Below are 23182 nucleotides of genomic sequence, written 5' to 3'. Positions count from 1 at the left end.
ACGGCGTCGCCTTCCGCCGGCGGGGCGGGGCCGGCGAAGAGCGGCGCGATGACGGACGGCACCTGCTCCGGCGCCAGCCGGTCGTGCGGACGCCGCGGACCGGCCAGCGTCGGGCGCAGCGACGGCAGATCGACGGTGACCGTCTCGGTGTAGCGCGGCGTGGCGTCGGGCTCGTGCCACAGGCCGATGGCCTGGGCGTAGGCGGCGACCAGGGCACGCTGCGCCGGGTTGCGCCCGGTGTCGCGCAGATAGGCCAGCGTGCGTTCGTCGATGGGGAAGAAGCCGGTGCTGGCGCCGTATTCCGGGGCCATGTTGGCGAGGACCGAACGCTCCCCGACCGACAGGGACGCGACGCCGGGTCCGAAGAACTCGACGAACTCGCCGGCAACGCCGAGCCTGCGCAGCCGCTCCGTCACCACCAGCGCGAGGTCGGTGGCGAGGCAGCCTTCCGGCAGCCGCCCGTCGAGGCGCACGCCGATCACCTCGGGCACCCGCAGGGCCAGCGGCACGCCGAACATGACGGCCTCCGCCTCGATGCCGCCAACGCCCCAGCCGAGCACGCCCAGGCTGTTGATCATCGGCGTGTGGCTGTCCGTGCCGACCAGCGTGTCGGGCACCGCCCAGCGCGCGCCGCCGCGCTCCTCCACCGCCACCACCGTGGCGAGGCGCTCCATGTTGATGGTGTGCATGATGCCGGTGCCCGGCGGGAAGACGCGGAAACCGCGCACGCTGTTCGCCGCCCACTTCATGAAGCGGTAGCGCTCGGCGTTGCGCTCCATCTCGCGGGTCATGTTGTGGCCGAGCGCGCCCGGCCGGGCCGAGACGTCCACCGCCACCGAATGGTCGGTGGAGGTCGCCACCGGGCAGGCCGGGTTGAGCCGCGCCGGGTCGCCGCCGGCCTCGGCCAGGGCGTCGCGCATGGCGGCGATGTCCACCAGCGCCGGGCCGCAGGTGGTGTCGTGCATCAGGATCCGGCCCGGAGCGAAGGGGATCTCCGCCGCGCTGCGCCCGCTGTCCAGCCAGCCCAGCAGCGCGTCCCGGCCCGCCCCGGCGAGCGCGGCGTCGGGCTGGCGCAGCACGTTCTCCAGCAGCACGCGGTGGCACCAGGGCATCCGCTCCAGGGCGGCGCCGGCAGCGGCGCGCAGGTCCACATGCCGCAGCGTGCCGAACGGACCGGACAGGGTGCCAAGCAAGGAAGAGCTGAAAGGCTCGGTCATGGAGGGTCCTTCGGATCAGGCGCGCTCGTCGCGGCGCATCGCGGCGGTCGTCGGGGACCATGGCGCGCAGGGCGGCTGCCGGCGCGCGTGGAGCGCGTGCCGTCGATGCCCGAACGGGGCCTGTCACGATGCGGGATTGTGGTCTTGCCGCTCGGGGCGGCGTCGTTGCCCCGACCTTAAAAAATGCGTGGTCCACGGACAATTGGTGGTTCGCCAACCAAGCCTTCGTCATCCGCGAAGTCTTGGGCCGCGGGCGCCCCATGAATCGGCTGTGTCCGAAGGCTGGCGCGGCGTGCGACAGTGGCGCTCAAACCGGAGGGGAGGGGTCATGCGCGTCGATCTGACCAGCTTCAAACTCTTCGTCGCCATCGGGGAAGAGCTGAACATCACCCGTGCGGCGGAGCGCGAGAACATCGTGCTCTCGGCGGCGAGCAAGAGGATCGCCGATCTGGAGGCCGGGGCCGGCGTCGCGCTGCTGCACCGTCACGCCCGCGGCGTCTCCCTGACACCGGCGGGCCGGACCTTCCTGCATTATTCCCGCCAGGTGCTCCAAACCCTCGCCCGGATGGAAGGGGAGCTGAGCGATTTCACGGCGGGAGTGAAGGGGCATGTGCGGATGCACGCCATCGCGTCCGCGATTTCGGAGTTCCTGCCCCACGAGCTGAACGGCTTCCTGGAGCGCTACCCGCTGGTCAAGATCGATCTGGAGGAGCATGTCGGCCCGGCCATCGTCCGGGCGGTGGCGGAGCGCACCGCCGACATCGGCATCATCACCGAGAACACCCCGGCGGAAGGGCTGGAGCGGCTGCCCTATCACGTCGACCGGCTGGTGCTGGTCGTCCCCGATGGGCATGCCCTGGCCGACCGCCCGTCGATCCGGCTGACGGAGGCGCTGGACCACGACTTCGTCGGCCCGCATCCCGACAGCTCGCTGCTGGCCGTGATCATGCGGGCCTGCATGGAGACCGGAAGTTCCATCAAGCTGCGGATCCAGGTCCGCAGCTTCGACGGGATGTGCCGGATGATCGAGGCCAACCTCGGCATCGGCATATTGCCCGTCCTGGCGATCGAGCACCAGCTCGCCTCGGGCCGCATCCGCGCCGTGCCGCTCGACGAGCCCTGGGCGGCGCGGCGCCTGTTCCTGTGCATGCGGGAATTCGCCGCGCTGCCCGTCAGCGCCCGCCAGCTCGTCCAGCATCTGACGGCTGCGGTCGAAGCCCCCGTCTGACCATCCCGGGGGCAGGGAGGCTCAGCACCGGGGCGGTTCGCCGGATATCGGCGGAGCCGGCACGCAGGGCGTGTCGCCCCCCTTCCGGGGCGCCGCCGGCATCGCCGTGGCACCGGTGAGGAGTTCATCGATGCCGACCCCCTTCGCCATGACGAAGCCGGGCATCATCATCAGGGGCACCCAGATGACCGCGGACAGCAGGTTGGCGGTCTGGAAGGTGTGGTGAGGCATCGCCATCATCCCGGCGGTGATCGGCACGACCGGCCGCAGCGGCCCGAGGAAGCGGGCGAGAAAGACGCTCTTGCCGCCATGGCGCAGGAAGAAGCGGCTGCCCCGTTCCAGAAGCTCCGGTCGCCGGCGAAAGGGCCAGACACGCGGGACATGATCGCCGAACACCCGGCCGAGCCAATAGGACGCGGCGTCACCCAGCACGGCACCCAGGGCGATGGCGGCGTAGACCTGCCAGAAGCCGAGGGCGCCGGAGGCGACCAGCGCTCCGCCCGTGGCGATCAGCACCAGGCCCGGCACCGCGAACCCGACGAACGCCAGGGATTCCGCGAAGGCGCACAGGAAAAAGATCGCTTCCGCCCAGGATGCGTTCGCCTCGATGAAGGCACCCCAGCGCGCCATGCCGTCGGCCAGCACGCTCCGTGTCGCATCGTTCATTCAAGCGCCTCGTGAATCAGCCTCGTGACGTCGACATTGCCACAGATCGGCAGCATCTTGCGGATCGGCGGACAATCGCACGGGCGGCATCAGGTCCCGCGGGGCCTCTCGTACCAGGGTTTGGTCGCCTTGACGATGCGCACGATCGACAGCATCACCGGCACCTCGACCAGCACGCCGACCACGGTGGCCAGCGCGGCCCCCGACCCCAGGCCGAACAGGCTGATGGCCGCGGCGACGGCGAGTTCGAAGAAGTTGCTGGCGCCGATCAGCGCCGCCGGGGCGGCCACGCACCAGGCCACCCCGAAGCGGCGCGACAGCCAGTAGGCCAGCCCGGCGTTGAGGTAGACCTGGGCCAGGATGGGAACGGCCAGCAGCAGGATGACCAGCGGCTGCGCCAGAATCCGTTCGCCCTGGAACCCGAACAGCAGAACCAGCGTGGTCAGCAGCGCCGCCAGCGAAACCGGCTGGATCGCGTCCAGGCTCCGCTTCAGCGCCGCCTCGCCGCCGGAGGCCAGCAGGCGGCGGCGCCAGAGCTGGGCGGCAACCACCGGGATGGCGATGTAGAGCACGACCGAGAGCAGCAGGGTGTCCCACGGCACCGTGATCGAGGCGACGCCGAGCAGCAGGCCGACCAGAGGGGCGAAGGCGAAGACCATGATGAGGTCGTTCAGCGCCACCTGGCTGAGCGTGTAGTGCGGCTCGCCGCCGCACAGGTTGGACCACACGAACACCATGGCGGTGCAGGGCGCCGCCGCCAGCAGGATCAGCCCGGCGATGTAGCTGTCGATCTGGTCGGCGGGCAGCAGCCCGCGGAACAGCGTGGCGACGAACAACCAGCCCAGAAGCGCCATCGAGAACGGCTTGACCGCCCAGTTGATGAACAGGGTGACGCCGATGCCGCGCCAGTGCTTCGTCACCTGATGCAGGGCGCCGAAATCGATCTTCAGCAGCATCGGCACGATCATCAGCCAGATGAGCACCGCCACCGGCAGGTTGACCTTGGCCACATCGGCGGCGGCGATCGCCTGGAACAGGCCCGGCATCAGGTGGCCGAGGGCGATGCCCGCCACGATGCACAGCGCCACCCAGACGCTCAGATAGCGTTCGAAGGTGCCCATGCCCGGACGGGCCTCCGGGGCAGCGTGGACGTCGGTCGTCATCTCGTTCGGTCCTTCGATCAAACCGGTGCCGGTTCCTTGGAAGCGATGAGGTCGCGGCGCATGCAGACGGCGCTGCCCGGGCACAGGCCCGCGAACTGGGCGCTGGCGGCGATGCCGGGTGGGGCGGAAGCCCGATCCGTGCGTTGAAATCCCAGCCGCTCGAAGACATCGGCGGCGGTCGTCGTCAGCAGCCAGAGCCGTTCGACGCCCAGCCCGCGGGCCTCTTCGCTCACCGCGGCGGTCACGGCCCGCCCGGCGCCGCTGCCGCGCCGGTCCGGCGGCACGACGACGGAGCGCAGCAAGCCGTCCGGTCCGTGGACCTCCAGCCCACCGTAACCGAGCAGCCCGTCCTCGTCCTCCACGCGCCAGAAGCGCCGTCCCGGCATGGTCAGATCGCCGGTCGGAAGGCCGTTCGCCGCCAGCAGGCCGGCCAGGGGCGGCAGGTCCCCATCGGTCAGGGGGGTGACGGTGCGCGTCATGCCCCACCACCGGTTCCGCGGCCCATCTCGTCCAGCGTCCGCTTGAGGGTCAGCCGGTCGAGCGAGGCGATGGGCAGGCTCATGAACGCCTGGAGGCGGCGCTCGATCTGGCGGAACACGTCGGCGGTGAAGGCCGCCCTTTCGGCATCGCTTCCCTGGGCACTGGAAGGGTCGGGAAATCCCCAATGGGCGGTGGCGGGATGGCCGGGCCACACCGGGCAGACCTCGCCCGCGGCGTTGTCGCAGACGGTGAACACGAAGTCCATGCGGGGCGCGTCCGGCTTGGCGAACCCGTCCCAGGTCTTCGAGCGCAGATCGGCGGTGGGGAATCCGAGCCGCTCCAGCAGGTCGCGAACGTATGGGTTGATGTGCCCGGACGGCTGGCTGCCCGCGCTGAATCCGCGGAATCGGCCCTCGCCCCGGCGGTTCAGGATGCATTCCGCCATGACGCTGCGCGCGCTGTTGTGCGTGCACAGGAACAGGACGTTGTAGATCCGGTCCTCGGCCATTCCTCTCTCCATATGTTCGGCCATGATGTGTTTGGCCGTGCGCGTGGGCCGCTCCGATGCCCCCGCAGGGAATCGTGTCAGCAGCCGCAGCGCGGAAGCGGTGTGGTTCCATCGCCCGCCTCCGCGGGCCCGTTGGCGGGCTCCGGTGCCGGCGCGCAGATGGGCGCGCGGGCGGCGGGGTTGGCCGAACGGCCGCAGCAGTTCTCGACCAGGAAGCCGACCAGACCGTTCATCCGGTCGAAGTCGGTCGAGTAGATCAGCGAACGGCCTTCGCGCCGCTGGGCGATCAGCCCGGCGTGGGTGAGCTGCGTCAGATGAAAGGAGAGCGTGGCCGGGCTGACGCCGAGGGTCTCGGAAATGGCGCCCGCCGCGCGTCCTTCCGGACCGGCCTGAACCAGCAGGCGGAAGATGTCCAGGCGGGTTTCCTGAGAGAGCGCGGACAGCGCCGACAGGACGGCCTTCTTCTCCATGACGGTGCCCTTGGTGTGTGCGGACGAGAACATTCAGTGCCGATCGCGTTCGCGGCGGATTGATTCGATGCTTCCAATAACATCAAAGTATCGGGCAGCCGTTGTTCCGTCAATATCGTTTCGACAGTTATCGAAATGACATGGCTCCGGCGCCGGAAGTGAAATGCGCCCGCCCGCCGGTGCGCACGCTGCATGACCGCAAGTTCAAAACGAACATGGGCAAACGAATATGGGACGGCAAAGGGACCAGTCCCCGCCACCCAGATCGTCAGCGAAAATATACAAGAATTCAGGAAGTTGGTTGGGGGACTAGGATTCGAACCTAGGCTGGCGGAGTCAGAGTCCGCTGTCCTACCGCTAGACGATCCCCCAGACCGTCGCCGGAAGCGAAGCTGCGCCGCGTTCCGTCGTGGGCCGCCCTTTTAGCAAAGCGGGCAGGGCTTGTATAGACCTTTTTTCGCGTCCGGTACCTTGGTGTGGGCGTGCGGACACAATTCATCGCCATTCGTAGGGTTTCGCCCGGACGTGAAACCGGGTTAGTATGACTCCCTTAAGCATGGCGAGGAGGATACGTGGACCTTCAGGTGCACAGCGAACGGCAGAACGACACCGGACGGTTGCGTTCGTCGGCCCCTGCGCGCCCGGTCTTCGCGGCCCTCGACCTCGGCACCAACAATTGCCGGCTGCTGATCGCCCGCCCGATTCCCGGCGGTTTCCGCGTCATCGACGCCTTTTCGCGAATCGTCCGGCTGGGCGAAGGGCTGACCCGGAACGACCGGCTGTCCGACTCGGCGATGGAACGCACCCTCGCCGCCCTGAAGATCTGCGGCGCCAAGATCGAACGGCGCGGCGTCACCGCCGCCCGCGCCGTGGCGACGGAAGCCTGCCGCCGCGCCCGGAACTGCAACGAGTTCATCGACGCGGTGGAGCGGGAAACCGGCATCGCCATCGAAATCATCTCCAGCCAGGAGGAAGGACGCCTCGCGCTCGCCGGCTGCGCCTCGCTGCTCGACCCGAACGTGCCCTACGCGGTGGTGTTCGACATCGGCGGCGGCTCGACGGAGCTGATGTGGCTGGCGGTGGAGCGGGGGCGGGCGCCGCGCATCCTCGACCAGACCTCGATCCGCTGCGGCGTCATCGGCCTGACCGAGCAGTTCGGCGGGGCGGACGCCGACGGCCCCATGTACCGCCGCATGGTGGAGGAGGTGGCGTCGGCCATCGCCTCCTTCGAGGTGCGCAACGGCATCCGGCAGCGCGTGCTGGACGGGCAGGTGCAGATGCTGGGCACGTCCGGCACGGTGACGACGCTCGCCGGGGTGCATCTCGGCCTCTGCCGTTACGACCGGCGGGCGGTGGACGGCAGCTTTCTGCGCATCGACCACGCCCGCGCGGTCATCGAACGGCTCGTCGCGCTGGACTTCCACGGGCGGGCACGGCATCCCTGCATCGGACAGGACCGCGCGGATCTGGTGATCGCCGGATGCGCGGTGCTGGACGCGCTGTGCGACTGTTGGCCGGTGGAGCGCCTTCGCATCGCCGACCGCGGCCTGCGCGAGGGCATCCTCGTGGAGCTGATCGGGTCGGCGCGGCAAATCTATTAAGGAAATGTGAGACCATGGTTGGAAAGCCTCCGTCCTCCTCGAAGCCGGGTGGGCGCCGCGCCACCGTCCGCGTGAAGTCCGCGGCGAAGCGCTCCACCTCGTCGGCCCGCTGGCTGGAGCGGCACCTGAACGACCCCTACGTGCACGAGGCGACGAAGCGCGGCTTCCGCTCCCGCGCGGCCTTCAAGCTGCTGCAACTGGACGAGAAGTTCCATCTGCTGGGACCGGGCAAGCGGGTGGTGGACCTCGGCGCCGCCCCCGGCGGCTGGACCCAGGTGGCGGTGGACAAGGTGCAGAGCGGGCGCGAAGGCTGGAAGGTCGTCGGGCTGGACATCCTGCCCATGGACCCGGTGCCCGGCGCCACCACCATGCAGGCCGACTTCCTGGAGGAGGGTGCCGCGGAGCGCCTGAAGGAGGCGCTGGGCGGTTCCGCCGACTTGGTGCTCAGCGACATGGCGGCCCCGACCATCGGGCATCAGGCGACCGACCACCTGCGCATCATGGCGCTGGCCGAGGCCGCCTATGATTTCGCGGAGGAGGTGCTGGCCCCCGGCGGGGCGTTCGTGGCCAAGCTGTTCCAGGGCGGGGCGGAGAAGTCGCTGCTGGAGCGGCTGAAGCGCGACTTCGCCACGGTGCGTCACGCCAAGCCGCCGGCCAGCCGCGCCGAATCCTCCGAAACCTATGTGGTCGCCACCGGTTTCCGTGGGGCGAACGTGAACGACTAGTTCGACCCCAGGCTGCGGTCCGTTCGCGCAGGTCATGGCTGGCCTGCGCGGATGAAGCCCGGCACACGACAGTTTGTGGTGCAGGCGCCTTCACAAGCCCACGGTCTTGTGTATAGTGCGCCAAATTTTTTTCCGGCCCCTTTTTTATCTCCCGGGAGACCGCCGATGGCCCGCTCGTCCACGATCCGCGAAGCCCTGACCTTCGACGACGTCCTCTTGGTTCCGGCCGAAAGTTCGGTTCTGCCGAACGAGGTGGACACCCGGACGCGCCTGACCAAGACCATCGAACTGGGCATCCCGCTGATGTCCTCCGCGATGGACACGGTGACCGAAAGCAGCCTCGCCATCGCCATGGCCCAGGCCGGCGGCATCGGCGTCGTCCACCGCAACCTGACCGTCGAGCAGCAGGCCGAAGAGGTCCGCAAGGTCAAGCGGTACGAGTCCGGCATGGTCGTCAACCCGATCACCATCACGCCGGGCCAGACGCTGGCCGACGCGCTCCAACTCATGGCCGACTACCGCATCTCCGGCATTCCGGTGGTGGAAGGCCGCGACGCCCGCGGCAGCGGCAAGCTGGTCGGCATCCTGACCAACCGCGACGTGCGCTTCGCCACCAACCCGAACCAGCCGGTCAGCGAACTGATGACCAAGGACGTGGTGTCGGTGCGCGAGGGCGTCAGCCAGAGCGAGGCCAAGCGCCTGCTGCACCAGCACCGCATCGAGAAGCTGCTGGTGGTGGACGAGGATCACCGCTGCATCGGCCTCGTCACGGTGAAGGACATCGAGAAGGCCCAGGCCTATCCGAACGCCTGCAAGGACGCCCAGGGCCGCCTGCGCGTCGCTGCCGCCACCGGCACCGGCTCGGACGGGCTGCGCCGTGCGGAGGCCCTGTTCGACGCGGGCGTGGACGTGCTGGTGGTGGACACCGCGCACGGCCATTCGCTGAAGGTGCTGGATCAGGTGCGCGCGGCCCGCAACATGTCCAACTATACCCAGGTGATCGCCGGCAACGTGGCGACCGGCGAGGCCGCCAGGGCGCTGGTCGATGCCGGCGCCGACGCCGTGAAGGTCGGCATCGGCCCCGGCTCCATCTGCACCACCCGCATCATCGCGGGCGTCGGCGTGCCGCAGCTCACCGCCATCATGGACGTGGTGGAGACCTGCGAGAAGCTGGGCATCCCGGTGATCGCCGACGGCGGCATCAAGTTCTCGGGCGATCTCGCCAAGGCCATCGCGGCGGGCGCCAGCGTGGCGATGCTGGGCAGCCTGTTCGCCGGCACCGACGAGAGCCCCGGCGAGGTCATCCTGTACCAGGGCCGTTCGTACAAGAGCTATCGCGGCATGGGCTCGGTGGGTGCCATGGCCCGCGGCTCGGCGGACCGCTACTTCCAGCAGGAAGTCTCCACCATGAAGCTGGTGCCGGAAGGTGTGGAAGGCCGCGTGCCCTACAAGGGGCCGGTGTCGGCGGTCATCCACCAGCTTGTCGGCGGCCTGCGCGCGGCCATGGGCTACACCGGCAGCCAGTCCATCGCCGAGATGCAGACGAAGTGCGAATTCGTCCGCATCACCAACGCGGGCCTGCGCGAAAGCCACGTCCATGACATCACCATCACCAACGAGTCCCCGAACTACCGCCAGGGCTGATCGGGCGTCCGTTGGGGCGGGGCTTGAAGAGGCGAGGGGGTGTTCCCCTCGCCTTTTTCGTGCCCGCGCGTCAGGGGCGGGCGGTGAAGTGGCTGAACAGTGCCACGCTCGCCGCGACCGTGGCGTTCAGCGATTCCACGGCGCCGGTGGTCGGGATGGACAGGCGCTGCGCCGGCAGGCTCGTGGGCACGCCCTGGCCTTCCTCGCCCAGGACCAGCCGGACGTCGCGCGGCCAGCGGAAGGCGGCCATGTCCGCCCCGCCGGCGTCCAGGGCGACCAGCGGGCCGGCGGCCCGGTGCACGTCCTCCCATCGCCCGCCGCGCAGCAGGGTCAACTCGAACTGCGCGTTGGAGGCGGCGCGCAGGCATTTCGGGTGGTAAGGGTGGGCCGCACCGTCCAGCAGGATCACCCGCCGGGCGCCGAAGGCCGCGGCGCTGCGCAGCAGGGCGCCGAGGTTGTTCGGATCGCCCAGCGCGCAGACCAGCTCCAGCCCCTGCGGCGGCTGGGACAGGTCGATCCGCGGCGTTTCCGGCACCGTGCCGACCAGAAGCGGAAAGCCGGTTCCCGAAGCGTCCAGAGCGTGGAACAGGGCGGGGGCCAACTGGACGGTCTCCAGCCCCGCCGGCAGGCGCCAGCCCTCCGCCTGCGCCGGATCGGTGAGCAGCAGGGTGGAGAAGCGGTCGGGCCAGCGGGCCAGAGCCTCCGGCACCGTCTTCAGCCCGGCCAGCAGGAACTTGCCCTGCTTCTTCAGGCCGCGGCTCTCCAGCAGCGATTCCCACAGCTTGAACTGCGGATTCTGCGGGCTTTCGATCAGGCGCGGCGGGCGGGTCATGCGGAGCGGGCTTTCCAGAGCGGTCGTCGTTGACTGCCGCGGACCTTAAGGCGCGGGGCGCCGCGTTGGGAAGGCCGAACCGGCGCCGCCACCCCGTTCTCCCGCCGGCGCGCCGCTGCTATGATGGGGCAACAACGGGAAAGGCGATCACCGATCATGCTTGCGCTGCGGCCCAACTGCGAATGCTGCGACCGGGACCTGCCCCCGGACTCCGGCGATGCCTACATCTGCTCCTTCGAATGCACCTTCTGCGGCGACTGCCGGGACCGCGTGCTGAAGGGGCGCTGCCCGAACTGCGGGGGCGAGCTGGTGCGGCGGCCCATCCGCCCGTTGGAGAAGCTCGCCAACAACCCGGCCTCCACGGAACGGGTGCTCAAGGCCGGCGGCTGCCCGCCGGCCTTCTGACGCGCGGACGGAAGGTCCGGCCCCGGCGTCACGACGGCACCACGCCCGTGGCCGGCCGGTTGCGGGACAGGAGCAGGGCGCCGATCGTGCGGAGCAAACGGTCCGGACGCACCGGCTTGGCCAGGACGGGTGCCTGCCGCAGCCGGTCGTTGGGTGTGTTCAGGCTGCCGTAGCCCGTGCAGAACAGGAACGGCACGCCCATGTCGTCCAGCAGTTCCGCCACGGGAAAGGACGGTTGGCCGAACAGGTTGACGTCCAGCACCGCCAGGTCCGGCGGCGACCCGCGGGCCAGGTCGATGGCGTCCTGGACATGCGCGACCGGGCCGATGACCCGGTAGCCCGCGTCTTCCAGCACCTGCTGCAGGCCCATGGCCGTCAGGGCTTCGTCCTCCACCACCAGGACGCGGGCGCCGGGGGCGGCCGCCTTTTGGTCGTTGGCGGGCTCGAAGGCCGGTTTGGGGGTGGGGAAAACACCGCTCACCACGAAACAGTCGCGGGGCAGGGCGATGCGGCAGCGCAGCCCTTCGGGCAACCACTCCAGAACCAGCTCGCCATGCATCTGGCCGAGGATGGTCCGTTCCAGCAGAATCGATCCGAAGCCTTGGCGGGTCGGCGGAGTCACCGTCGGGCCGCCGCTCTCCGTCCACTCCACGCGCAACAGGCCGGCCGTCTTGTCCACCCGCCAGGACACGGCGACGCTCCCGTTGGCCACCGACAGCGCGCCGTATTTGGCGGCGTTGGTCACCAGTTCGTGCAGGACCATCGAGAAGGACTGGACCGCTTCCGCCGCGATGGTCACGGGCGGGCCAACGACGGTGAAGCTCCGGTCCTGTGTGAAGGCGGACAGTTCCTCCTGCGCCAGGGTGGCAAGGTCGGCACCCGACCAACGGTTGGCCGCCAGCAGGGAATGTGCGCGTGCCATGGCGGTGACCCGCCCCTCCACCGCGTTCGCGAACTCCTTCGGGTCCTCCGTGCGGCTGAGCAGGACGATGGACTGCACGACCGCCAGCGCATTCTTGGCCCGGTGGTCCACCTCGCGCATCAGCAGACGCAGACGGCTTTCGGCTTCCTTGCGGTCGGTCATGTCGGCGGCCATGCTGACCACCAGCCGCCGCCCCTTGGAATCGCAACCGATGGGCGACGACCGGAACGCCCAGGTGAGCCCGCGCCCGTCGGCGGTCCGGATGTCGTATTCGCCTTCCTTGATCGGGCGGTCGAGCTGGTGAAGGCGCTGGATGTTCGTGCGCACGGCGCCGCGGCGTTCGCCATAGGCGCGTTCCAGCCAGTCGCTGATGGTCGACAATTCGGCGGCGGTGTACCCCGTGGCGTCCAGCCAGGCCTGGCTGATCAGCACCACCTCGCCGTCCTCGGCATGGACCATCACGGGGAAGGGCGCGTCCTCTATGGCCCGGCGCAACCGCTCCTCGCTTTGCGCCAGCGCCAGTTCCGCTTCCTTGATGGCGTGGACGTCCGTGCCGGTGCCGATCCAGCGCCCGGTCCGCGTCTCCCGCACGGCCAGGATCAGGTGCCAGCGGTAGGTTCCGTCAAGACGGCGCAGGCGGCATTCGGACTGATAGCGGACGCCGCGCCCGACCGCGGACTCCCACCCGGCCAGCGCGGCCTGGCGGTCTTCCGGATGGACCGCCTGCATCCAGCCATCGCCCGACAACTGGTTGGCCGAAAGGCCCGTGTAGGTCTGGAAGCTCTGGTTGGAGTATATGTTCCGGCCATCCGGATCGGCCACGAACAATGCGCCCGGCAGGGCCTCCGTGGTGGTGCGCAGCATGTCCTCGCGCTCGGCCAGTGCGCGTTTGGCGGCCTTTGTGTCCGTGTTGTCCACAAAAATGGTGACCGACGCCACGATGTGGCCGTCGCCATCCCGTACGGGTGCGCTGCTGATGTCCAGCTCCAGCGTGCGGCCGTCCGGGCGATGGTAGATCATCGGCTCCCAGTCGATCGCCCTGCCTTCGCGCAGGGCGCGGACGGTCGGGTACTCTTCCATGGTGTAGGGGGAACCGTCGGCGTGCCGGGCGCCATAGCCTTCGTAGCGGGACGCCTCCTCGTCCGTAAGCGACACCTGGGTGATCGCAACGGCTTGGTCGTTGAGGATGATCGGCTTGCCATCCGGAGCGCCGCAGATCGAAATGCCGATGGGGGCTTGCCGAAGCACCGCCTCGAAGAGGCTGCGTTCGCGTTGAAGGACCGTCTCGCGGTCGCGCAGCGCCGTTTCCACCGAAAACCGGCGACGGCCTTCACGCCACAGGACGATGAACAGAAGCACCGCGGTGAGAGCGATGAACGCCCAGCCTTTGTAGGTCTGGATGGTCGAGACGTTCGTGGCGAACACCAGGTCCACCGCCCGATCCGAGGCCGCGATCCAGGCGGACGAGACGATTGCGTAGCTCAGGGCCACAAACAGCGGGAACCGCAAGCCGTTTTCTTGGGTTTCCGCAGGCTCGGCCGGCGGGTTGGTGGCCGGCGGGTTGGTGGCCGGCGGGTTGGTGGCCGGCGGTTTGGTGGCCGGCGGTTTGGTGGACGGTGCGTTCGAGGCGCGGGAAGTGCCGTTGGGAAGCTCCGTCATGCTGCCACTCGATTCTGTCCCGGAGGTGGGCGGTTTCCCGATGTGCGATGCGACGCAAGGACGACCCTTGCCTGTTCTATGACGTTCGGAAGATCTCGACCCATGTGCGACGTTGATGTTCTAGGTTGTCGTGCTCCAAACTCTTTGATGAATGTTGCATGGTCATTTTGCCCATGCAAGAAGGGCGAGCACTGAGGTGCTCGCGGTTTCTCAGAAAGAAACAAACAAAGGTGCTTGGAGTAACAATGGCAGAAGGATTTTTGTCGGAAATTTTCCGTATGTGACGATTGATGGGGTTATGAACTTGCGGTCTCTTGCGCACGATGTTGCGCGTCGGCAACTTTTTATTGCGAAACGCTCAGCGCAGATGCCGGCCCAGGAACAGCAGCGGCCCCCGCTGGATCGCCGCGGTGAAGCCGGCGCGCTGGTAGAAGGCGACGTTCCGCGCGAACACCCCGGTCACCAGATGCAGGCCGGGCAGGCCGTCGGCGCGGCAATCCTCCGCGAAGCGGTCCACCAGACGCCGCCCAACCCCGCGGTCCCGGAATCCGGGCCGGACGTTGACGTGCAGGTGGGCGGGAAAAGCCGCGAAGCGGTCGGCGAAGAGTTCGTATTTCGGGATGACGTGGGCGAGGTCCACCGCCCCGGCGCTGTCCTTGCAGCCGGTCAGATAGCCGATGATCGCGCCGTCGCCGTCCAGCGCGAACCACAGGTCGTCGGGCGCCCGCTCCACGTACCAGCCGGTCCAGGTCCGGAAGAAGGCCGCGCGCTCCTCCGCCGAGGCGAAGGTCTTGCGCAGCGTGGACAGGAAGAAGATCTCCTCCAGCGCGGCGAGGGCGGCCTCGCGGTCGGGCAACTCGGGCAATCGGACCAGCATCGGCGGTCTGGACTCAGCGGCGTTGGGCCAGCGTGAAGGAGGTGGTGCGCGGCGCCAGCATCGTGTAGCGGCCCCGCGCCTTCATGACGCCGGCCCCCTCGGCGGCTTCCGCGCCGTGGCCCCAGAACAGATCGCCGCGGACCGGCCCCTTGATGGCGCCGCCGGTGTCCTGGGCGACGACGAGGCGCTTGATCTCGCCCTGCGGCACGGGAGCCTCGCGGACGTCCAGCCACAGCGGCACGCCCAGCGGGATGTGGCCGGGGTCCACGGCGAGGCTGCGCCCCGCCGTCAGCTCCATGTTGCGGGCACCCCGCGCGCCGATGTCGGGGCGGAGCTGGAAGAAGACGTAGGACGGGTTCATGTTCATCACGCGCCGGGCGTCGGCGGGATGCTCGGTCAACCAGCGGCGGATCAGCGGCATGGTCACCTGCTCCGGCGTGGCGTAGCCGATGTCGATCAGGTGCCGCCCGATGGGAACGTAGCGGTGGCCGTTCTGCCCGGCGTAGCCCAGCGCCACCACCGACCCGTCGGTCATCCGCACCCGTCCCGACCCCTGGATTTCCAGGAAGAAGGCGTCGATGGGGTCGTCCACCCACAGGATTTCCAGCCCCTTGCCCTTCAGCGCGCCGTCGGTGATGCGGGCGCGGCTGGGCAGGCCGCGCTTGGTCCGCTTCGGCGCCTTGTAGATCGGGACGGTGTAGCGCTCGGTCCGGGTCCAACTTCCGCGCAGCTCGACCTCGTAATAGCCGGTGAACAGCCCCTCCTGTCCCTCCGACAGGGCGACGGGGACGAAGTGGTCCTCGAAGAAGCGGCGGGCCGTTTCGGGTTCGGCGTTGGGCAGCCCGCGCAGCGCCTCGCAGATGGGGCGCCAGTCCGAGGTGGTGCCGGCGGCGGGGTTGGGGCCGAGCGGTTTCCCGGCGGGCTGCGCCGCCACCCAGCGGCAGGTGCGCTGCAAGGCGGGCAGGGCCTGCGCGTGGTCGTCGTCGATCCAGCCCGGCAGGCCGCGGAAATCCGCGGAGACCTTCTCCAGCCCCGGCTTCCAGGACGCCGCCGTGACGTTGCCCCCCGGTCCGCTTCCGGTCGCCGCGTCGCCCGCACAGCCCGCCAGCAGGCCAAACGCAAGAAGAGTGGAGACGCGCGCCATCGCACGCGCCATGACACTGCCGACCGCAGCCGCCATCGCGGACCCCGCACCAGATTTCAAGAAGACGCCAAAGACGAGGGAAGGCTGGACTTGCCGCAGCCAAGAGGGCTGAGGCAAGGACCACTACCCCTTTTTTGCCTCTTTGCGGGTTTTCGGTCAACCGCTCTTCGTGCGGACGGTTTCGGGTGGGCGTCTTGTCACAGGGCCGAAACCCCCGGCCGAAACCCCCGGCCGAAACCCCCAGCAACGACTCGGGAGGCTGCCGCGCGTGCGCGGGGGATGACAACCACCCCCCGCTCGGGTTATCGAGCAGGGAATCTATCCGAGGACCATCCCATGACCCCCGCCGCCCGCCTTCAGGCGGTCATCGAGCTGCTGACCGAGATCGACGAAACCCCGCGCCCCGCCGACGCGGTGATGAGCGCCTATTTCCGCGCCCGCCGCTACATCGGCTCCAAGGACCGCACCGCGGTGGCGCAGACGGCCTACGCGATCCTGCGGCGGCACGCGCGCCTGTGCTGGTGGCTGGAGCGGCTGGGCCACCCGCCGACCCCGCGCGCCCGCGCCCTTGCCAACGAGATCCTGTCCGACGGCAAGGCCGCCGCGACGGTGAAGGCGCTGTTCGGCTCCACCAAGTTCGCCCCGGCCCCGCTGGCGCCGGAGGAGGCGAAGCTCGCCAACGAGCTGGACACCCACACGCTGGAGCATCCCCAGATGCCGGAAAGCGTGCTGGTGGAATGCCCGCCCTGGGCGGAGGAGCCGATGCGCGCCGCCATGGGCGACCGCTTCGCGGTGGAGATGCGGACCCTGCTGGACGCCGCCCCGCTCGACCTGCGCATCAACCCGGTGAAGGCCAACCGCGAGAGCGCGATCAAGGCGCTGGCCCGCGCCCGCATCACCGCGGAGCCGACGCAATGGTCGCCGCTGGGCCTGCGCGTGCAGGGCCGCCCGCCGCTGGGCACGGTGGACGCCTTCAAGGACGGTCTGGTGGAGATCCAGGACGAGGGCTCGCAGCTCGTGGCGATCGCGGTGGCGCCGAAGCCGGGCCAGCAGGTGGTCGATTTCTGCGCCGGGGCCGGCGGCAAGACGCTGGCCATCGCCGCGCTGATGAAGAACAAGGGCCGCGTCGTCGCCTGCGACGTGCTGGCCGGGCGCCTGAAGCGCGCCGCCGAGCGGTTCCGCCGCGCCGGCCTGCACAACATCGAGGCGCACCCGCTGTCCAGCGAGCGCGACCCCTGGGTGAAGCGGCACAAGCGCAAGTTCGACCGCGTGCTGGTGGACGCGCCGTGCAGCGGCACCGGCACCTGGCGGCGCAACCCCGACAGCCGCTGGCGCCAGCTCGGCCCGGGCCTGGGGGAACTGGTGCCGCTCCAGGCGAACATCCTGGACAGCGCGGCCCGTCTGGTGAAGCCCGGCGGGCGGCTGATCTACGCCACCTGCTCCCTGCTGCCGGAGGAGAACGAGAAGCAGGTGGCCGCCTTCCTGGAGACCCACCCCGACTTCAGCGTTCTGCCGGTCGCCGAGATCTGGGCGGAGGAGGGGGCCGGCACCCCGCCCGCCGAGGGGCCGTACCTGCGCCTGACCCCGGCCCGCCACGACACCGACGGCTTCTTCGCCGCCGTGATGGTGCGCAAGGCGGAGGAAGATCCGGCGGAAGCGGGGGAAGCGGCGGACGCGGACCGGATGGAAGAGGCCGGTCCGGCAGCCTCCGAAGCGTGACGGCGGCGGGGCAGTCTCCCCAGGACGGGATGCGTCAGGCGGGCGGTGTGCCGTCGGCCTGCGCATCGCCGGTCTGCGGTTTCCCGGCTCCCGCTTTCAGGGCTTCCAGCAAGCCGCTGGTCACCGTGTCCCGGACATCGCCGGTGTTTCCGGCAACCGCGCCCAGGATGCCGGCCCCGCCTTTCGAGGCGCCCGACGCGAGCGCCGATTGCAGCATCGACAGTGCGGCCTGCGCGTTTCCGGGATCGGCTGAGGCCGGCTTGCCCGTGGCTTCCTGTGGCGGAGGGCTCGCGGCGTCCGGCGTCTCCGCGGTGGCCTGACTTTCGGCGGCAGGCGCCGGTGCCGGGGTGGCGTTGCCGGCCTTCGGGGCGTCGGACTTGCTCCCGGTGCCGGGAATGTCCACGGTCTCCGCGAATTTTTGGAACGCGTTGCCGAAAACGGTCCGGTCGAAGCCGAGGTCCTGGAGCTTCTGTTCGGCGGCCTCGCCTTCCGGTGCGTACAGGTCCGCGAACCCGTTGCCCGAACCCGTGGATGCCAGGGCGGATTTGAAACCCTGCATGTTTTTCGTGAACCCGCTGGCGTCGCTGAGGATGGCGGTCTGATCGGTCGGCGCTCCATAGGCGGCCCGGGTCGATGCGATCTCGCTCTTGAAGGCGTCGTGGACCGGCTTCATGCGTTCGGTCATCTCATCCATCGAGATTTCGCCGCGCTGCTGGGCCTCCTGAATCTCCTGGGTCTTCCGCCCGGCCTCGGACAGGGCGCCGGACATGCGGCTGCCGTAAGCCTGCAGCTTTTGCCATGCCGCTTCCGAGTCGGCCAGCCGCTGCTTGTCTTCCTCGTCGCGGGGGCGTTCCGCAACGTAGCGGTTGAAGGTCGCCTTGGTCGCGAGCGATTTCAGCCCCGTCACCGCGTCTTCGGCGCTGATCTTGCCGGAATTGACGAGACCTTCCAGCATGCCGCGGGCCTTGGGGTCGAGTTGCTTGAAGACGTCGGCAGCAGCGCCTTCCAACGCCTGCCCGAGCTTGCTCACGGACACGGCGTCCGTCTTCCCGCTGCTCGCCGCGCTTGAGGATTGAAGCCCGGAGGAAACGCTTCCGGACTGCACGGGCTTCCAGTATCCGGTGGCGGACAAGGAAAGAGAAGAGCTGATCGCACTGCTGGCCATTGGTCCACCTCCCGATCGTTACGTCTAATCTTTTTCAGATTCATCCATGGATACCGAAAACAATTAAATTAAAATTAATAATACTTAGACAGCTAAGTATATTTCATGTTTATAGTGATGCTCTGTCAGTTTTTGAAATGACTCGTGTTTGCATGGTTCATTGCAATGTTGATGAAGGAAAAGTATCTGGATGGCCTGCCGTTTGTTGTTGCTCCGATAGTGGCAGTCACTGGAAAATGAAAACTTGGAGGTTTTTTTGAAGGTCGGAGGTGGACAGATCGGTGAGGAAATTGGCGGTGGACCGAAAAGACGGCGGATGTGCGTCAGTCCGTGAAAGGATGGGCGCCGCCACTCATGCGGGGGCACACGGACGGGCCTGCTGATTCCGTGCAGGTCATGCCGCCGGCTTTGCGGTTAGGGTGCGACCTTTTCCCGCATGTTGGAGCGCAATGATGTGGATCACGTCCCGCTGGCGGAGTGCCGCCTTGTCCGCCCTTTTTCTGCTCGGGTTGGGCGCCTCCGCCGAAGCGGCTGAGCCGGTCAAGGTCAAGGTGTTCGTCGGTGCCATGTTCGAGATCGGCAAGAACACCGGCGACCGGGCCGGCGAGTTCCAGAACTGGTACGAGCGTTATTGGCAGTCCAGCGAGCCGATCGCCGTGAAGGGCGCGCTGAATCCCGTCTACTGCAACGCCGACGGCGTTTGCGGGGCCGTGCTCGGCATGGGCAAGGTCAGCTCCTCCGCGTCGATGCAGGCCATCCTGCTGAACCCGCAACTCGACCTGTCGCAGGCCTATTTCATCATCTCCGGCGTGGCCGGCACGCCGCCGTCGCGCGGTACCATCGCCGAAGTCAACTGGGCGACATGGCTGGTGGACTACGATCTGGGCCACCGCTGGGCGCCGGAGGAGGGCAAGCCGGGCGAGCCCACCTTCATGCCGCGCAAGGGCTACGAATCCGTCCGCCTGTTCCCGTTGAACCCAGCGCTGGTCTCCTGGGCCATGAAGCTGACCGGCGACACGCCGCTGAAGGATTCCGACAGCGCCCGCGCCTACCGCCAGCGCTACCCGCAGGAAGCCGCCCGGCGGGCGCCCTTCGTCGGCACCGGCACGCACATGACCGGCGACACCTTCTTCCACGGCCCCGGCATGTCCGCCCAGGCGCAGTACATCGCCAAGCTCTACGGCGCCGACGATTACGTCATCACCGAGATGGAGGCCGCGGCGATCACGCTGGTCATCAAGCGCACCCTGGGCTCCGACCGGGTGATGAGCCTGCGCGGTGCCGTCAACTTCGACCAGGGCAACCCCAACGAGACCACCCTGGAGCATCTCGACCCGAAGCCGGGCGAGACCGCCGGCGGCTTCGCCGAAACGGTGGAGAACGTGGCGCTGGTCGGCGCGCGCGTGACCGACCACATCGTCGCCCACTGGGACCGGTGGCAGGGCGGCGTTCCGGCCCTTCCGGCCCAATAGCCCGAACGCTGCAATTCGGACGCCGCCGGCTTCCTCCAAAGGCCGGCGGTGCCGGGGATCTTCACCGTTGCCCCGGCTCTTTCGGCTGACTGGACATGCTCCGGCCCGACTCCCAGTTTCCATTGGGGTGGCAACGGGTCCGGAGGTGTCCCATGGATGAAGGGCTGGTGATTCGCGACGCGCGCCCGTCGGACGCGGTGGGCATCGCCAAGGTCCATGTCGCCACGTGGCAATCCACCTATCCGGGGCTGGTTCCCGACGCCTATCTCGTCAATCTGTCCGAAGCCGCGGCGGCCATGCGCTGGCACAACGCCGTGCAGGCGCACGGGCCGGGACAGGGGGCGCTGGTCGTGGTGGACGGGGCGGGCTCGGTGGTGGGCTTCGCCACCTACGGCGGGCGCCGCATTCCCGTGGAAGGGTACGAGGGGGAATTCTACGCCCTCTACCTGCTGGACGAGGCGCAGGGGCAGGGGCTGGGGCGCCGCCTGATGGCGACCATGGCCGAACGGCTCCAGGAGGGCGGCAAGCGTGCTGCCGTGGTCTGGTGCCTGCGCGACAATCCGGCGCGCTGGTTCTACGAGCGGCTGGGCGGCGTGCGCGTGGCGGAGCGGCCCATCCGCTTCGCCGGGGCGGAACTGGTGGAGATCGCCTACGGCTGGCGCGACCTCGCCCCGCTTGCACGCTTGTCCACGGGGCCAGAAATGCGGTAGTCAGGGGCTTGTCCCCCCGCATCAGGTTGTCGTCCATGTCCGCCGCCATGTCCGCCGAGCGCGTTCTCATCCTCGATTTCGGGTCGCAGGTGACCCAGCTCATCGCCCGCCGCGTCCGTGAAGCCGGCGTCTATTGCGAAATCCACCCGTTCAGCATGAGCGAGGAGCGGATTCGCGCCTACGCGCCGAAGGCGATCATCCTGTCGGGCAGCCCGGCCTCCGTCACCGAGGAGAACGGGCCGCGTGCGCCGGAGGCCGTTTTCACCCTGGGCGTGCCGGTGCTGGGGATCTGCTACGGCCAGCAGACCATGTGCCACCAGCTCGGCGGCGCCGTGTCGGGCTCCGACCACCGCGAGTTCGGGCGCGCCTTCATCGAGGTGAAGCAGACCTGCGCCCTGTTCGACGGCCTGTGGGACGTTGGCTCGCGCGAGCAGGTGTGGATGAGCCACGGCGACCGCGTTACCACTCTGCCGGAGGGCTTCCAGGCGGTGGCGGTCAGCGACGGCGCACCCTTCGCCGCCATCGCCGACGACGCCCGCCAGTTCTACGGCGTGCAGTTCCATCCCGAGGTCGTGCACACGCCGCACGGCGCGCAGCTCCTGGCGAACTTCGTGCACCGCGTTGCCGGGCTGAAGGGCGACTGGACCATGGCCGCCTTCAAGCAGCAGGCCATCGAGAAGATCCGCGCACAGGTCGGCAGCGGCAAGGTGATCTGCGGCCTGTCGGGCGGCGTCGATTCCTCCGTGGCCGCCGTGCTGATCCACGAGGCCATCGGCGACCAGCTCACCTGCATCTTCGTGGACACCGGCCTGATGCGCGCCGGCGAGGCGGAGGAGGTGGTGACGCTGTTCCGCGACCACTACAACATCCCGCTGGTCCACCGGAGCGCGTCCGACCTGTTCCTGGGCAAGCTGGCCGGCGTCACCGACCCGGAGCAGAAGCGCAAGATCATCGGCGGCCTGTTCATCGAGGTGTTCGACGAGGAGAGCGCCAAGGTCGGCGGGGCGGAGTTCCTGGCCCAGGGCACGCTGTACCCCGACGTGATCGAAAGCGTGTCCTTCACCGGCGGCCCCTCGGTCACCATCAAGTCGCACCACAACGTCGGCGGCCTGCCGGAGCGTATGAAGCTGAAGCTGGTGGAGCCGCTGCGCGAGCTGTTCAAGGACGAGGTGCGGGCGCTCGGGCGTGAGCTGGGCCTGCCGGCGGCCTTCATCGGGCGCCATCCCTTCCCCGGCCCCGGCCTCGCCATCCGCGTTCCGGGCGAGATCACCCCGGAGAAGCTGGACATCCTGCGCAAGGCCGACACGGTCTATCTGGAGGAAATCCGCAACGCCGGCCTCTACGACGCGATCTGGCAGGCTTTCGCGGTGTTGCTGCCGGTGCGCACCGTGGGCGTGATGGGCGATGGGCGGACCTACGACCATGTGCTGGCCCTGCGCGCGGTGACCTCCACCGACGGCATGACCGCCGACTGGTACCACTTCCCGCACGACTTCCTGGCCCGCGTGTCCAACCGCATCGTCAACGAGGTGCGCGGCGTCAACCGCGTGGTCTACGACATCACCTCGAAGCCGCCCGGCACGATCGAGTGGGAGTGATATCAAGGGCTTAGGCGTGCGGTAACTCGGTACTGTTGCTGCTTAGATAAGGCTAGGGCAAACCCGCTGTGGGGAGTTCTGTGGGGACTCTCTCACAGCGGAGGCGCCTGTATGACCGTCTTCAAGCGGGATGGGTCCGAGTTCTGGTGGATTGAGTTCCAGTACAAAGGGGAGCGCTACCGGCGTTCCAGCGAGTCCACCTCGAAGCGCAAGGCCGAGGAAATGGAGCGCAAGTGGCGTGAGGAACTTCGCGCCACTGCACTCTTGGGCAAAATCCCCGAGTTGGCGTGGGAAGATGCCATAGACCGCTACTTCGAGACGGTGGTGAAGCCACGCGGTAACAAGAGTGCGGCGAAGCGCGATCTCTATGTTCTGAATGCTCTAAAGTTGGAGCTAGGGGCGGCAACCCATATCAGCGCCCTTACCGCGCCCGTCATCGTGGAATACCGAGATAAGCTGCTCAGCGCCGGTAAGGCGCCTGCAACGGTGAATCGGTATCTCGCTATCATCAAAGCGATCCTGCGCAAAGCGCATACGGAGTGGGGTGCGTTGGCGGTCCTGCCTTCCTTCAGGCTGCTGAAGCTAAACAACGAGCGGTATCGGTGGTTGACTGATGATGAGGAGGATCGGCTTCTCATCCATTGCCCAGTTCATCTGCGCGACCTGTGTACCTTTCTCATCGATACCGGTGCACGGTTATCAGAGGCTACGACGCTCACTTGGGCGAACGTCGATATGAAGCGGCACCCTCGCCCGTTGGTCAAGTTCATGGACACCAAGTCGGGTAAGCCCCGCTCAGTGCCTCTGACCAAGCGTGTGGAGGAGATGTTCCAGCGCTTGCACGCCAGCAAGCCGGAACGGGAGGAGCGGGTGTTTCTATACCGCCCCCTTGGGAATGACGTAAGCGGGGCGCGATCGCACCGGATCAGGTGTTGACGGCTGGCGTCCAGTTCCACGGCAGGAGTTCGCCGAGGCGG

The 23182-nt window shown here is 68.4% G+C and carries 21 protein-coding genes and 1 tRNA gene; 10 read left to right on the top strand and 12 right to left on the bottom strand.

The features are described from left to right. Window positions 1–1217, bottom strand: a 1217-nt coding sequence (locus QSG27_RS17945) for an aconitase family protein (RefSeq protein ID WP_306708484.1), incomplete at its 3' end; no start/stop codon positions are given. Window positions 1218–1545: 328 nt separating this feature from the next. On the opposite strand from QSG27_RS17945, the gene QSG27_RS17940 reads away from it, so the two are divergent. Next, entirely contained in the window at window positions 1546–2445 is a 900-nt protein-coding gene (locus QSG27_RS17940; protein WP_306708482.1) for a LysR family transcriptional regulator, read from the top strand. A 21-nt stretch (window positions 2446–2466) separates the two neighbouring features. Here QSG27_RS17940 and QSG27_RS17935 read toward each other — a convergent pair whose 3' ends face one another. From QSG27_RS17935 to QSG27_RS17910, 6 genes are all read right to left on the bottom strand, one after another. Beyond that, on the bottom strand, window positions 2467–3111 hold the full coding sequence (locus QSG27_RS17935) for a DedA family protein (protein WP_306708480.1): 645 nt from the start codon (window positions 3109–3111) through the stop codon (window positions 2467–2469). A gap of 89 nt (window positions 3112–3200) precedes the next feature. Further along, complete coding sequence (gene arsB / locus QSG27_RS17930) at window positions 3201–4232, bottom strand: ACR3 family arsenite efflux transporter (RefSeq protein ID WP_306708488.1); 1032 nt, start codon at window positions 4230–4232, stop codon at window positions 3201–3203. Between the two features lie 59 nt (window positions 4233–4291). Then, window positions 4292–4753 (bottom strand): arsenic resistance N-acetyltransferase ArsN2, encoded by a 462-nt coding sequence (arsN2, locus tag QSG27_RS17925; protein ID WP_306708478.1) that lies wholly within the window; start codon window positions 4751–4753, stop codon window positions 4292–4294. Further along, window positions 4750–5262: an arsenate reductase ArsC gene (locus QSG27_RS17920; protein ID WP_306708476.1), complete on the bottom strand. Its 513-nt coding sequence runs from the start codon at window positions 5260–5262 to the stop codon at window positions 4750–4752. Before QSG27_RS17920 ends, arsN2 begins: the two co-directional genes overlap by 4 nt. A gap of 77 nt (window positions 5263–5339) precedes the next feature. Then, the gene (locus QSG27_RS17915) at window positions 5340–5765 is read right to left on the bottom strand and encodes a metalloregulator ArsR/SmtB family transcription factor (RefSeq protein ID WP_326522687.1); all 426 of its coding nucleotides are present in this window, start codon (window positions 5763–5765) and stop codon (window positions 5340–5342) included. Window positions 5766–6030: 265 nt separating this feature from the next. After that, window positions 6031–6104 (bottom strand) — tRNA-Gln (locus QSG27_RS17910). Window positions 6105–6304: 200 nt separating this feature from the next. On the opposite strand from QSG27_RS17910, the gene QSG27_RS17905 reads away from it, so the two are divergent. The 3 genes from QSG27_RS17905 (at window position 6305) to guaB (ending at window position 9702) form a co-directional block, all read left to right on the top strand. Further along, complete coding sequence (locus QSG27_RS17905) at window positions 6305–7333, top strand: Ppx/GppA phosphatase family protein (protein ID WP_306708474.1); 1029 nt, start codon at window positions 6305–6307, stop codon at window positions 7331–7333. 14 nt (window positions 7334–7347) lie between these two features. Continuing rightward, complete coding sequence (locus QSG27_RS17900; protein ID WP_306708472.1) at window positions 7348–8058, top strand: RlmE family RNA methyltransferase; 711 nt, start codon at window positions 7348–7350, stop codon at window positions 8056–8058. A gap of 165 nt (window positions 8059–8223) precedes the next feature. Next, the gene (gene guaB / locus QSG27_RS17895; protein WP_306708470.1) at window positions 8224–9702 is read left to right on the top strand and encodes an IMP dehydrogenase; all 1479 of its coding nucleotides are present in this window, start codon (window positions 8224–8226) and stop codon (window positions 9700–9702) included. A gap of 70 nt (window positions 9703–9772) precedes the next feature. Here the strand turns inward: guaB and QSG27_RS17890 are convergent, their stop codons facing one another. Then, complete coding sequence (locus tag QSG27_RS17890) at window positions 9773–10534, bottom strand: TrmH family RNA methyltransferase (protein WP_306708468.1); 762 nt, start codon at window positions 10532–10534, stop codon at window positions 9773–9775. Window positions 10535–10690: 156 nt separating this feature from the next. On the opposite strand from QSG27_RS17890, the gene QSG27_RS17885 reads away from it, so the two are divergent. Further along, window positions 10691–10939: a DUF1272 domain-containing protein gene (locus QSG27_RS17885; protein WP_306708466.1), complete on the top strand. Its 249-nt coding sequence runs from the start codon at window positions 10691–10693 to the stop codon at window positions 10937–10939. Window positions 10940–10967: 28 nt separating this feature from the next. Here QSG27_RS17885 and QSG27_RS17880 read toward each other — a convergent pair whose 3' ends face one another. From QSG27_RS17880 to mltA, 3 genes are all read right to left on the bottom strand, one after another. Next, window positions 10968–13520: a PAS domain S-box protein gene (locus QSG27_RS17880; RefSeq protein ID WP_306708464.1), complete on the bottom strand. Its 2553-nt coding sequence runs from the start codon at window positions 13518–13520 to the stop codon at window positions 10968–10970. Between the two features lie 358 nt (window positions 13521–13878). After that, on the bottom strand, window positions 13879–14397 hold the full coding sequence (locus tag QSG27_RS17875) for a GNAT family N-acetyltransferase (protein ID WP_306708462.1): 519 nt from the start codon (window positions 14395–14397) through the stop codon (window positions 13879–13881). A gap of 13 nt (window positions 14398–14410) precedes the next feature. After that, complete coding sequence (mltA, locus tag QSG27_RS17870) at window positions 14411–15553, bottom strand: murein transglycosylase A (RefSeq protein WP_306708460.1); 1143 nt, start codon at window positions 15551–15553, stop codon at window positions 14411–14413. A gap of 324 nt (window positions 15554–15877) precedes the next feature. On the opposite strand from mltA, the gene QSG27_RS17865 reads away from it, so the two are divergent. After that, window positions 15878–17260: an RsmB/NOP family class I SAM-dependent RNA methyltransferase gene (locus tag QSG27_RS17865; protein WP_306708458.1), complete on the top strand. Its 1383-nt coding sequence runs from the start codon at window positions 15878–15880 to the stop codon at window positions 17258–17260. A gap of 34 nt (window positions 17261–17294) precedes the next feature. Here QSG27_RS17865 and QSG27_RS17860 read toward each other — a convergent pair whose 3' ends face one another. Next, a complete protein-coding gene (locus QSG27_RS17860; protein ID WP_306708456.1) occupies window positions 17295–18290 on the bottom strand; it encodes a hypothetical protein in 996 nt (331 codons plus the stop codon). Window positions 18291–18910: 620 nt separating this feature from the next. On the opposite strand from QSG27_RS17860, the gene QSG27_RS17855 reads away from it, so the two are divergent. The 4 genes from QSG27_RS17855 (at window position 18911) to QSG27_RS17840 (ending at window position 23141) form a co-directional block, all read left to right on the top strand. Next, window positions 18911–19897, top strand: coding sequence for a purine-nucleoside phosphorylase (locus tag QSG27_RS17855; protein WP_306708454.1), 987 nt, complete (start codon window positions 18911–18913; stop codon window positions 19895–19897). A gap of 152 nt (window positions 19898–20049) precedes the next feature. Further along, window positions 20050–20607, top strand: a complete 558-nt coding sequence (locus QSG27_RS17850; RefSeq protein ID WP_306708452.1) for a GNAT family N-acetyltransferase — start codon at window positions 20050–20052, stop codon at window positions 20605–20607. A 35-nt stretch (window positions 20608–20642) separates the two neighbouring features. After that, window positions 20643–22205 (top strand): glutamine-hydrolyzing GMP synthase, encoded by a 1563-nt coding sequence (guaA, locus tag QSG27_RS17845; RefSeq protein ID WP_306708450.1) that lies wholly within the window; start codon window positions 20643–20645, stop codon window positions 22203–22205. Window positions 22206–22316: 111 nt separating this feature from the next. Continuing rightward, a complete protein-coding gene (locus tag QSG27_RS17840) occupies window positions 22317–23141 on the top strand; it encodes a tyrosine-type recombinase/integrase (RefSeq protein ID WP_306708448.1) in 825 nt (274 codons plus the stop codon). Window positions 23142–23182: the final 41 nt, after the last annotated feature.

The sequence above is a fragment of the Azospirillum isscasi genome (assembly GCF_030849505.1).
GTDB lineage: Bacteria > Pseudomonadota > Alphaproteobacteria > Azospirillales > Azospirillaceae > Azospirillum > Azospirillum isscasi.
Note: the sequence above shows the minus strand (reverse complement) of the source record. Positions and strands in the feature narration are given on the sequence as shown.